Consider the following 10,431-nt stretch of genomic DNA (forward strand, 5'->3'; position numbering starts at 1 on the left):
CACCTCGCCGTCGCGGTCGCCGGGTCGGTGCGGGCGACCGCGACGGCGAGGTGGACCGTCGCGGCCAGGGGCGTCGCGCACCAGGCCAGGCGGAGCATGAGGGAGCCGGCCGGTTCCTCGGGGTGGCCGAGCGCGTAGCCGAAGGCGGACAGCATGAGGAAGCCCGTGCCCGCCGAGGCCGCCGCGACCAGCAGGCGGCGCAGCTGGACGGCCGGGTGCGCGTTGCGGGTCAGGCGGAGAGCGAGCACGCCGCCCGGCCTTCCGTCTCGGTGGCCGGGGGCAGGTGGACGGTGCGCACGCGGCGCCCGTCCAGCAGGGAGACCGTGCGGTCGGCGAGGGCCGCGGTCTCCGCGTCGTGGGTGGCGAGCACCACCGTGATGCCGTGCGAGCGGGCCGCCGTGGTCAGGGTGCGCAGGACGTGGCCGCGGTCCGCGCGGTGCAGGGGCGCGGTGGGCTCGTCGGCGAACAGGACCGTGGGGGCGGGGGCCAGCGCGCGGGCGATGCAGACGCGCTGCCGTTCCGACTGGGTGAGGTCGGCGGGGCGTCTGCGGGCCGTGTCGCCGACGTCGAGGCGTTCCAGCCACTCCTGCGCGGCGACCTTGGCCCGGCGGCGGGTGCTGCCGCGCAGCATCAGGGGGAGTGCGGCGTTCTCCCACACGTCCAGCTCCGGGACGAGCGCGGGGGCCGGGTCGATCCAGCCGAACCGGTCGCGGCGCAGCCGTTCCCGGGTGAGGGGGCCCATGGTGTGCACGGGGACGCTGTTGAACCAGATCTCGCCGCGCTGGGCGCGCACCAGTCCGGCCAGGCAGCCGAGCAGGGTGGACTTGCCGCTGCCGCGTGGGCCGCTGACGGCCAGGATCTCGCCCTCCCGGACGCCGAGCGAGACGCCGCTCAGCGCGGGGGAGCCGTCCTTGTGCGTGAAGTGCAGGGAGCGTGCCCAGAGCACGTCGTTGTCCGGCTGGGCCTCCATGGGCGTACACCTCGGTTCAGATCCGTAGTTCCCGTGCCTGTCCCCCGTGCGGGGGAACGAAGCCGGGGCCGATCGGTCACTGGCACGCTAGGCAGCTCGGCGCGGGAGCCCGGACAGCACGCGGCCCCGGGCGCCCGTTTCTCACTCGAACGGGCGGCACCGGGGCCGGGATGATCACAGCGTCAGGTGATCACGTCAGCCGATCACAGCTTCGTCCACGCCTCCGTCAGGGTGGCGCGCAGGATCTGCTCGATCTCGTCGAACGTCCCCTGGTCGGAGATCAGCGGCGGAGCGAGCTGGACGACCGGGTCGCCGCGGTCGTCGGCACGGCAGTACAGGCCGTTGTCGAAGAGCGCCTTCGACAGGAAGCCGTACAGGACGCGCTCGGTCTCCTCGTCGTTGAAGGACTCCTTGGTGTTCTTGTCCTTCACCAGCTCGATGCCGTAGAAGAAGCCGTTGCCGCGGACGTCGCCGACGATCGGCAGGTCGTGCAGCTTCTGCAGCGTCTTCAGGAAGGCGCCCTCGTTGTCGAGGACGTGCTGGTTCAGGCCCTCCTTCTCGAACAGGTCGAGGTTGGCGAGGCCGACCGCGGCGGAGACCGGGTGGCCGCCGAAGGTGTAGCCGTGCAGGAAGGTGTTGTCGCCCTTGTAGAACGGCTCGGCGATGCGGTCGGAGACGATGCACGCGCCGATCGGGGAGTAGCCCGAGGTCATGCCCTTCGCGCAGGTGATCATGTCCGGGACGTAGCCGAACTTGTCGCAGGCGAAGGTGGTGCCGAGGCGGCCGAACGCGCAGATGACCTCGTCCGAGACCAGCAGCACGTCGTACTGGTCGCAGATCTCGCGGACCCGCTGGAAGTACCCGGGCGGCGGCGGGAAGCAGCCGCCGGCGTTCTGCACCGGCTCCAGGAAGACCGCGGCGACGGTCTCCGGGCCCTCGAAGAGGATCTGCTGCTCGATCTGGTCGGCGGCCCAGCGGCCGAAGGCCTCGGGGTCCTCGCCGTGGATCGGGGCGCGGTAGATGTTGGTGTTCGGCACCTTGTGCGCGCCCGGGACGAGCGGCTCGAAGGGGGCCTTCAGGGCCGGCAGGCCGGTGATGGACAGGGCGCCCTGCGGGGTGCCGTGGTAGGCGACCGCACGGGAGATGACCTTGTACTTGGTCGGCTTGCCCTGCAGCTTGAAGTACTGCTTGGCGAGCTTCCAGGCGGTCTCGACGGCCTCGCCGCCACCGGTGGTGAAGAAGACCTTGTTGAGGTCGCCCGGGGCCTCGTGCGCGAGGCGCTCGGCCAGCTCGACGGCCTTCGGGTGGGCGTAGGACCACACCGGGAAGAAGGCCAGCTCGCTCGCCTGCTTGGCGGCGACCTCGGCGAGTTCCGTGCGGCCGTGGCCGGCCTGGACCACGAACAGGCCCGCGAGACCGTCGAGGTAGCGCTTGCCCTTGTCGTCGTAGATGTAGGTGCCCTCACCGCGGACGATGGTCGGGACGGGGGCGTTCTCGTACGACGACATGCGGGTGAAGTGCATCCACAGGTGGTCGTACGCGCTTCGGCTGAGGTCCTTGGTGCTCACGGTTATCGGGTCCTCACGGGTTATCGGGTTCCCCACATGTAGGTCTGCTTCTTGAGCTTCAGGTAGACGAAGCTCTCGGTGGAGCGCACGCCGGGCAGGGACCGGATGCGCTTGTTGATGACGTCCAGCAGGTGGTCGTCGTCCTCGCAGACGATCTCCGCGAGGATGTCGAACGAGCCCGCGGTCATCACCACGTACTCCACTTCCGACATGTCAGTCAGCGCGTCGGCGATGGACTCCACATCGCCCTCGACGTTGATCCCGACCATCGCCTGCCGGCGGAAGCCCACGGTGAGCGGGTCCGTGACGGCGACGATCTGCATCACGCCCTGGTCGAGCAGCTTCTGGACGCGCTGGCGCACGGCGGCCTCGGACAGGCCCACGGCCTTGCCGATCGCGGCGTACGGCCGGCGGCCGTCCTCCTGCAACTGCTCGATGATGGCGAGGGAGACGGCATCCAGCTGGGGGGTGCCGTTCCTGGACTCGCGGGAGTCCCTCTGGTCTGCGCTTCGACTGGCCACGACCTCACTGTGCACGAGGACTCGACAGTTTTGCAAGGCCAGATCGATGAAATCCGTTGTTTACGTGATCCGACCTTGCGGATTTCGCAGATTCGGCCCCTTGGGGGGTGTTGAAACGGTGGGGTGAACGACTAGGGTGGGCATCTCAAGGAATGGACATCGACAGGAGGGCCGGCAGTGACCACCGAACTGCGTCGCCTGCGCAACTACATCGACGGAGAGTTCCGGGACGCCGCCGACGGACGGACCACCGACGTGGTGAACCCCGCCACCGGCGAGGCGTACGCCACCGCACCGCTGTCCGGGCAGGCCGACGTCGACGCCGCCATGGCGGCCGCCGAGGCCGCGTTCCCGGCCTGGCGCGACACCACGCCCGCAGAGCGGCAGAAGGCCCTCCTGAAGATCGCGGACGCGTTCGAGGAGCGCGCCGAGGAACTCATCGCGGCCGAGGTGGAGAACACGGGCAAGCCCATCGGGCTGACCCGCACCGAGGAGATCCCGCCGATGGTGGACCAGATCCGCTTCTTCGCGGGCGCCGCGCGGATGCTGGAGGGCCGCTCCGCCGGCGAGTACATGGACGGGATGACCTCGATCGTCCGCCGCGAGCCGGTCGGCGTCTGCGCCCAGGTCGCGCCGTGGAACTACCCGATGATGATGGCCGTGTGGAAGTTCGCCCCGGCCATCGCCGCGGGCAACACCGTCGTGCTGAAGCCGTCGGACACCACCCCGGCGTCCACCGTGCTGATCGCCGAGATCATCGGCTCCATCCTGCCCAAGGGCGTCTTCAACGTCATCTGCGGCGACCGCGACACCGGCCGCATGATGGTGGAGCACCCCGTCCCGGCGATGGCCTCCATCACCGGCTCGGTGCGCGCGGGCATGTCCGTCGCCGAGTCCGCCTCCAAGGACCTCAAGCGGGTCCACCTGGAGCTGGGCGGCAAGGCGCCGGTCGTCGTCTTCGAGGACACCGACATCGCCAAGGCCGTCGAGGACATCTCCGTCGCCGGCTTCTTCAACGCCGGCCAGGACTGTACGGCCGCCACCCGCGTGCTCGTCCAGGAGTCCATCCACGACGAGTTCGTCGCCGCCCTCGCCAAGGCCGCCTCCGAGACCAGGACCGGTCTGCCGGACGACGAGGACGTGCTCTTCGGTCCGCTGAACAACCCCAACCAGCTCAAGCAGGTCGCCGGCTTCATCGAGCGGCTGCCCGCCCACGCCAAGGTCGAGGCGGGCGGCGAGCGCGTCGGTGACAAGGGCTACTTCTTCGCGCCGACCGTGGTGTCGGGGCTGAAGCAGGACGACGAGATCATCCAGAACGAGGTCTTCGGCCCGGTCATCACCGTCCAGCCCTTCACCGACGAGGACCAGGCGGTCGAGTACGCCAACGGCGTCGAGTACGCCCTCGCCTCCTCGGTGTGGACCAAGGACCACGGCCGCGCCATGCGGATGTCCAAGAAGCTCGACTTCGGCTGCGTGTGGATCAACACCCACATCCCGCTGGTCGCCGAGATGCCGCACGGCGGCTTCAAGAAGTCCGGCTACGGCAAGGACCTGTCGGGCTACGGCTTCGAGGACTACACCCGGGTCAAGCACGTGATGACGTCGCTGGACGCGTGATCTTCGCGCGGCGGTGAAACCGTGAGCTCGTGGCCCCGGACGGAGGACGGACCGTCCGGGGCCGCGTTTTTGTGTGCGGGGCCTCCCGCGGCGCGCCGTTCTCGTCAGCGCCCGTGCGGGGCCCCTCGTCATGCGGCCCTCCCGCTGTCCCCGCTGCTCGTCCCGTCGTCGCGCGGGGCGGCGGTGAGGCGGCCGGTCCGTTCCCGGATCAGCCGACGCGCAGGCGGGCGGTCTGTTCGGTGCCGACGTCGGTGGTGCGTCGCAGGTAGCGCTCGATGACGGTGAGCTCGTCGTCGGTGAAGTCGTCGAGAGCCCGGTCGAAGGCTTCGCCGGGTGCCTCCCAGGCTGCCTCGATCTCGGGGCTGCGGCCGGCGGTGAGAGTGACGAGCATCTTGCGCCGGTCATGGGTGTCCGGATGGCGTTCGGCAAGGCCGGCCTTCCGCAGGCGGTCGACCAGACGGGTGGCCGATCCGGAGGTGAGCCCGGTCAGTTCCGCGATCTCCCCGGTCGTACGGGGGCCGGGTTCCAGGGCGAGCAGGCTCACGCACTGCAGATCGGTGGGGTGCAGGCCGAGGCGCTCGGCCATGGCCTGGTTGAACAGTGTGTAGGCCGCATGGTGGCGCCGGGCCGCGGCGGTGACCGCCGCGACCAGCTCGCCGCGGGTTCGGTTTGACATGGGATCGCCCTCGTGTCCTACTCATATTTGCGTCACGCAGATAATGTGTGGCGCAGGTTTGAGTCACCTTTCTAGCACGCTCACCGGGAGAACCCATGACCAGTCACACCCCCGAGCAGTTGCGCGCTCTCTACGGCCGCTGGAGCGAACTGTGGCGCGGTGACTTCAGCCATGCCGAGGAGATCCTCGACCCCGGCCTCGTCGTCCACCAGGCCCGTCCCGACGGCAGCGACTCCGAGGCCGTCACCGGCCCCGAGCGCCTGCTGCCCGAGATCGAGCAGACCATGGCCGCCTTCGGCGACATCGCCATCACCGTCGACCTCGGCCCGATCGTCGACGGCGACCTGATCTCCGCCCGCTGGACCATGAGCGCCGCCTACGCCGGTGGCATTCCCGGGGCCACCGCCCCCGTCGGCACGAAGGTCTCCTTCAGCGGCAACGACATCCTGCGCGTCCGGGACGGCCGGTTCGTCGAGTACTGGACCTGTACCGACGTCCTCGACGGTCTGTCCCAGCTCGGTGCGATCTCCGGTCCCAACGGCCCCGCGCCAGGGCGTTGACGTGTCGGTGCCTGCCCGGGACCGCGGTACCTCGACTACTCATGTCCGTGCTCCTGCTGCTCCGTGGCCGGGGCCCGTTCGCCCGCCCGGACCGTGAAGGCCGCCGTGCGGACCTCGCCGCCGGCCTTGAAGTCGAGGAAGAGGCGGTAGGCGCCCTCGCTGGGGGCGGTGGCGGAGAAGGCGACCTCGGGGCCGGAGGGCGTGCTGCCGCGGGCCTCCTCGTGCGGGTGGACGTGCAGGTAGGCGAGGTCGCCGGAGCGCAGCGCGACCAGGTGGCCGTAGGCGCCGAGGTAAGGCTGGAGGCCGGTGACCGGCTTGCCGTCGCGGCGGACGGTGAAGGTGAGGTCGCTCTCGCCGCCGGCCCGCAGGGTGCCGTCGAGGGTGACGGTGTAGCCGTCCACGGTGGCCGTGGCGGACGGCGCGGGCAGGGGGTCCGGGGCGTAGGTGCCGGAGACCGCGAGGTCGGCGCCGAGGGTCAGGCCCTCGGGCTCGGCGGCGGGGGTGAAGTCGGCGAGGACGCGGTAGCCGCCGGGGTCGGGGAGGGTGGCGGTGGCCGTCCAGGTGCCGTCGGCGGAGCGGGTGGGGTGCAGGTGGCGGTAGGTGGTGAGGTCGCGTGAGGCGAGGATCAGGTGCAGGTCCTTCTCGTGTTCGCGGCGGTAGTCGGTCACCGGGCGGCCGTCCGCGTCGCGGATGACGAAGCGCAGGGTGCTCGGCTCGTCCGCCCGCACGCGCGGGGTCCTCAGGTCCAGCGTGTAGCCGTCCTCCGAGATCTGGAGGCCGCCGGGCGAGGTGTCCGCGGCCGAGGCGTCCCCGGGGGCGGCGTGCCCGGGTGCGGGGGAGGAGTGGGCGGCCGACTCGTGGCCGCCGCCCTCGGTGTCCGTGGAGATCGGGGAGACGGCGTTGCCGATGCCGTACGCGGCGGTGAAGAACGCGGCCAGGGCGGCGCCGAAGGCACCGATCTTGTGCAGGGGACGCATCTCTGACTCCTGTGTTCTCGGGGCGGCCGAGCCGGGCTGCCATTTGATCTGAGTACCCACTGGGGGTATATATGTGAGCAGCTTATACCCCCAGGGGGTATGAGGTGAAGTGTGGGAACAGAGACGCAGCGAGAAGGAAGCCCAGGAGGAGTCATGAGCACAGCCGCCCCCGGTGTCACCGAGGTCGAACTCGCCATCGGCGGGATGACCTGCGCTTCCTGCGCCGCCCGCATAGAGAGGAAGCTCAACCACATGGACGGCGTCACCGCCACCGTCAACTACGCGACGGAGAAGGCGAAGGTGGCCTACGCCGGGGAGGTGACCGTCCCCGATCTGATCGCCACGGTGGAGGCCACCGGATACACCGCGCGGGAGCCCGAGCCACCGCGCACCGCCCAGGAGGAGGCGCCGCCCGAGACCGCCGACGAGCTGAAGCCGCTGCGGGAACGCCTGATCACCGCCGTCGTGCTCGCCGTACCGGTGGTCGCCATGGCCATGATCCCCGCCCTCCAGTTCGAGTACTGGCAGTGGCTGTCCCTGACCCTCGCCGCCCCCGTCGTCACCTACGCCGCCTGGCCCTTCCACCGCGCCGCCTGGACCAACGCCCGGCACGGCGCCGCCACCATGGACACGCTGATCTCGGTCGGCACCGCCGCGGCGTTCCTGTGGTCGCTGTGGGCGCTCTTCCTCGGCAGCGCGGGCACGCCCGGCATGACCCACCCCTTCGAGCTGACCATCGCGCGCAGCGACGGCGCCGCCAACATCTACCTGGAGGCCGCCGCCGGCGTCACCGCGTTCATCCTGGCCGGCCGCTACTTCGAGGCCCGCTCCAAGCGCAAGGCCGGCGCCGCGCTGCGGGCGCTGATGGAACTGGGCGCCAAGGACGTCACCGTGCTGCGCGACGGCACCGAAGTCCGCGTCCCGGTAGCCGAGTTGAAGACCGGCGACCGCTTCCTCGTCCGGCCCGGCGAGAAGATCGCCACCGACGGCACCGTCGTCGAGGGCGCCTCCGCCGTCGACGCCTCCATGCTCACCGGCGAGTCCGTCCCCGCCGAGGTCGGCGTCGGCGACTCCGTCACCGGTGCCACCGTGAACGCCGGGGGCCGTCTGGTCGTCGAGGCCACCCGGGTCGGCGCGGACACCCAGCTCGCCCGGATGGCCAAGCTGGTCGAGGACGCGCAGAACGGCAAGGCCGCCGCCCAGCGCCTCGCCGACCGGATCTCCGGGGTCTTCGTACCGGTCGTCATCGCGCTCGCCCTCGGCACCCTCGGCTTCTGGCTGGGCAACGGCGCCGGACTGACCGCCGCTTTCACCGCCGCCGTCGCCGTGCTGATCATCGCCTGCCCGTGCGCCCTGGGGCTCGCGACCCCGACCGCGCTCCTGGTCGGCACCGGACGTGGTGCCCAGCTCGGCATCCTCATCAAGGGCCCGGAGGTCCTGGAATCCACCCGCAAGGCCGACACCGTCGTCCTCGACAAGACCGGCACCGTCACCACCGGCAGGATGACCCTCCTCGCCGTGCACACCGCGGACGGCACCGACAGCGGTGAGGCACTGCGGCTGGCCGGGGCGCTGGAGAACGCCTCCGAGCACCCCATCGCCCGGGCCGTCGCGGCCGGAGCCGCCGAGAGGACCGGCGCCCTCCCGGTCCCGGAGGACTTCGCCGGCATCCCGGGGCTGGGCGTGCGGGGCGTCGTCGACGGGCACGCCGTGCTCGTCGGCCGGGAGAAGCTGCTGGGCGCGGGGGACCCCCCGCTCGGGCGAGGCCGAGAGCGGGGGAGGGCGATCGAGCTGCCCGCACGGCTGAAGGAGGCCAAGGCGGCGGCCGAGGCCGCCGGGCGCACCGCGATCGCCGTGGCCTGGGACGGCGAGGCCCGCGCCGTGCTGGAGGTCGCCGACGCGGTGAAGGACACCAGCGCGGAGGCCGTCCGGCGGCTGCGGGCGCTCGGCCTGCGGCCGGTGCTGCTCACCGGCGACAACCGGGCCGTCGCCGAGGCGGTGGCCCGGGAGGTCGGCATCGACGAGGTGATCGCCGAGGTGCTGCCCGAGGACAAGGCCGAGGTCGTCCGGCGGCTCCAGGCCGAGGGCCGTACGGTCGCGATGGTCGGCGACGGCGTCAACGACGCCGCCGCGCTCGCCCAGGCCGACCTGGGGCTGGCCATGGGCACCGGCACCGACGCGGCGATCGAGGCGGGGGACCTGACCCTGGTCCGCGGCGACCTGCGGGCCGCCGCCGACGCGATCCGCCTCTCCCGCCGCACCCTCGGCACCATCAAGTCCAACCTGTTCTGGGCCTTCGCCTACAACGTGGCGGCGCTGCCGCTGGCCGCGGCGGGGCTGCTGAACCCGATGATCGCGGGGGCGGCGATGGCGTTCTCCTCGGTGTTCGTGGTCAGCAACTCGCTGCGGCTGCGCGGGTTCAGGGCCGCGGGCTGAGACACCGGCAGGGAGGCGGTCCCGCCGTGGGACCGCCCCCCTGTGCTACTTGAGGGCCGCCTGCATGATGCCCTGCACCACCGGATTGCCCGACTCGTCCTTGGCGTTCGTGTCGTTGACCGAGTAGACGACGGTACGGCTCAGATCACGGGTCGCCGCGACCCCCGTGCTGTAGCCGTACCGGGCGCCGGTCTTGAACCAGTAGACCCGGCCCTCGTGCTCGTACCGCTGGAGCCCGGCGCTGTACGTGGCGCCCTTGATGTGCGCCGGGACCCGGAACATCTCCCGCAGCTGCGGCTTCGGCACGATCCGGCCCTCGAAGAGCGCGGTGACCAGGCGCTCCAGGTCGGCCGTGGTGGAGATCATGTCCCCGGCCGCCCAGCGGTCCGCCTGGTTCCACTCGGTGACGTCGACGAGCCGGGTGGTGCCGTCGGGGCGCGGCATCGCCTGGTAGCCGCGGTTGTGCGGGCCGAGGATGCGGGGATCGGTGCCGGGGAAGTAGGTGTCCTCCATCCCGGCGGGCAGCAGCACGCGCCGCGTGGCCTCGGTGGCGTACGAGTGGCCCGTCACCTTCTCGACGAGCAGGCCGAGGATCGTGTAGTTGATGTTCAGGTAGTGCTGCCGCCTGCCGGGGCGGAACTCCGGGCCCTTGGCCACCGCGGAGGCCACGACCTGCGCGGGGGAGAGCGTCTCGAAGCGGTGCTCGAACTGTTCCTCGACCGTGCTCCCTAGGCCGTCGCCGGGCTGGATCCCGCTGGTGTGGTTGAGCAGCTGCCGTACGGTGATCGGCCGGAACCCGGGACCGAGCAGGCCGGGGAGATAGTGCTGCACCGGCCGGTCGAGGTCGACGTGGCCGTCCGCCGCGAGGTCCAGGACGACGGCCGCGGTCACCACCTTCGTGGTGGAGCCCGCGCGGAAGCGAGCGTCCGCGTCGGCCGGCCGCCCGCTGACCAGATCGTGTACGCCCGCACTGCTCCGCCAGACGCCGTCGCTGCCGCCGATCCGGACCAGGGCGGCGGTGGCGTGGGCGTTGGGCACGCCGTCGAGCGCGGCACGCAGGGCCGTCGCGTTCGGTGCGGTGGCGGGCCGCGCTCGACGGCGTGCCC

At 71.5% G+C, this 10,431-nt stretch carries 9 protein-coding genes and 1 pseudogene; 3 read left to right on the top strand and 7 right to left on the bottom strand.

Going from position 1 to position 10,431, the window contains the following annotated elements:
* The 4 genes and pseudogenes from CCN42_RS18310 to CCN42_RS45655 form a co-directional block, all read right to left on the bottom strand.
* Positions 1–248: pseudogene (locus tag CCN42_RS18310) on the bottom strand (hypothetical protein); the annotation flags it as partial.
* A complete protein-coding gene (locus tag CCN42_RS18315) occupies positions 230–970 on the bottom strand; it encodes an ABC transporter ATP-binding protein (RefSeq protein ID WP_086737062.1) in 741 nt (246 codons plus the stop codon). The pseudogene CCN42_RS18310 and the gene CCN42_RS18315, both read right to left, overlap by 19 nt.
* A 203-nt stretch (positions 971–1,173) precedes the next feature.
* Positions 1,174–2,538 (bottom strand): aspartate aminotransferase family protein, encoded by a 1,365-nt coding sequence (locus CCN42_RS18320; protein WP_086737064.1) that lies wholly within the window; start codon positions 2,536–2,538, stop codon positions 1,174–1,176.
* A 20-nt stretch (positions 2,539–2,558) separates the two neighbouring features.
* Entirely contained in the window at positions 2,559–3,074 is a 516-nt protein-coding gene (locus CCN42_RS45655; protein WP_043504450.1) for an Lrp/AsnC family transcriptional regulator, read from the bottom strand.
* Positions 3,075–3,236: 162 nt separating this feature from the next.
* Here CCN42_RS45655 and CCN42_RS18330 point away from each other — a divergent pair, with 162 nt between their 5' ends.
* Positions 3,237–4,676 (top strand): gamma-aminobutyraldehyde dehydrogenase, encoded by a 1,440-nt coding sequence (locus CCN42_RS18330; protein ID WP_086737066.1) that lies wholly within the window; start codon positions 3,237–3,239, stop codon positions 4,674–4,676.
* A gap of 208 nt (positions 4,677–4,884) precedes the next feature.
* Here the strand turns inward: CCN42_RS18330 and CCN42_RS18335 are convergent, their stop codons facing one another.
* Positions 4,885–5,352 (bottom strand): MarR family winged helix-turn-helix transcriptional regulator, encoded by a 468-nt coding sequence (locus tag CCN42_RS18335; RefSeq protein ID WP_086737068.1) that lies wholly within the window; start codon positions 5,350–5,352, stop codon positions 4,885–4,887.
* Positions 5,353–5,447: 95 nt separating this feature from the next.
* Here CCN42_RS18335 and CCN42_RS18340 point away from each other — a divergent pair, with 95 nt between their 5' ends.
* Positions 5,448–5,912 carry an ester cyclase gene (locus CCN42_RS18340; RefSeq protein WP_086737070.1) on the top strand — a complete coding sequence of 155 codons (465 nt, stop codon included), beginning with the start codon at positions 5,448–5,450 and terminating at the stop codon, positions 5,910–5,912.
* 35 nt (positions 5,913–5,947) lie between these two features.
* On the opposite strand, the gene CCN42_RS18345 is transcribed toward CCN42_RS18340, so the two are convergent.
* Positions 5,948–6,889, bottom strand: a complete 942-nt coding sequence (locus CCN42_RS18345) for a hypothetical protein (protein WP_086737072.1) — start codon at positions 6,887–6,889, stop codon at positions 5,948–5,950.
* Between the two features lie 153 nt (positions 6,890–7,042).
* Between CCN42_RS18345 and CCN42_RS18350 the strand changes: the two genes are divergently transcribed.
* Positions 7,043–9,325 carry a heavy metal translocating P-type ATPase gene (locus CCN42_RS18350; protein ID WP_086737074.1) on the top strand — a complete coding sequence of 761 codons (2,283 nt, stop codon included), beginning with the start codon at positions 7,043–7,045 and terminating at the stop codon, positions 9,323–9,325.
* 45 nt (positions 9,326–9,370) lie between these two features.
* On the opposite strand, the gene CCN42_RS18355 is transcribed toward CCN42_RS18350, so the two are convergent.
* Positions 9,371–10,431 (bottom strand): serine hydrolase domain-containing protein (locus CCN42_RS18355; RefSeq protein WP_086737076.1); only part of this gene is annotated, 1,061 nt, incomplete at its 5' end.

Origin of the sequence: Streptomyces glaucescens, from assembly GCF_002154375.1 — a bacterium.
In the GTDB taxonomy this organism is placed as follows: domain Bacteria; phylum Actinomycetota; class Actinomycetes; order Streptomycetales; family Streptomycetaceae; genus Streptomyces; species Streptomyces glaucescens.

Coding starts and splice junctions, on each gene's coding strand:
- CCN42_RS18315 (WP_086737062.1), bottom strand. CDS start 970: ATGGAGGCCCAGCCGGACAACGACGTGCTCTGGGCACGCTCCCTGCAC.
- CCN42_RS18335 (WP_086737068.1), bottom strand. CDS start 5,352: ATGTCAAACCGAACCCGCGGCGAGCTGGTCGCGGCGGTCACCGCCGCG.
- CCN42_RS18340 (WP_086737070.1), top strand. CDS start 5,448: ATGACCAGTCACACCCCCGAGCAGTTGCGCGCTCTCTACGGCCGCTGG.
- CCN42_RS18345 (WP_086737072.1), bottom strand. CDS start 6,889: ATGCGTCCCCTGCACAAGATCGGTGCCTTCGGCGCCGCCCTGGCCGCG.
- CCN42_RS18350 (WP_086737074.1), top strand. CDS start 7,043: ATGAGCACAGCCGCCCCCGGTGTCACCGAGGTCGAACTCGCCATCGGC.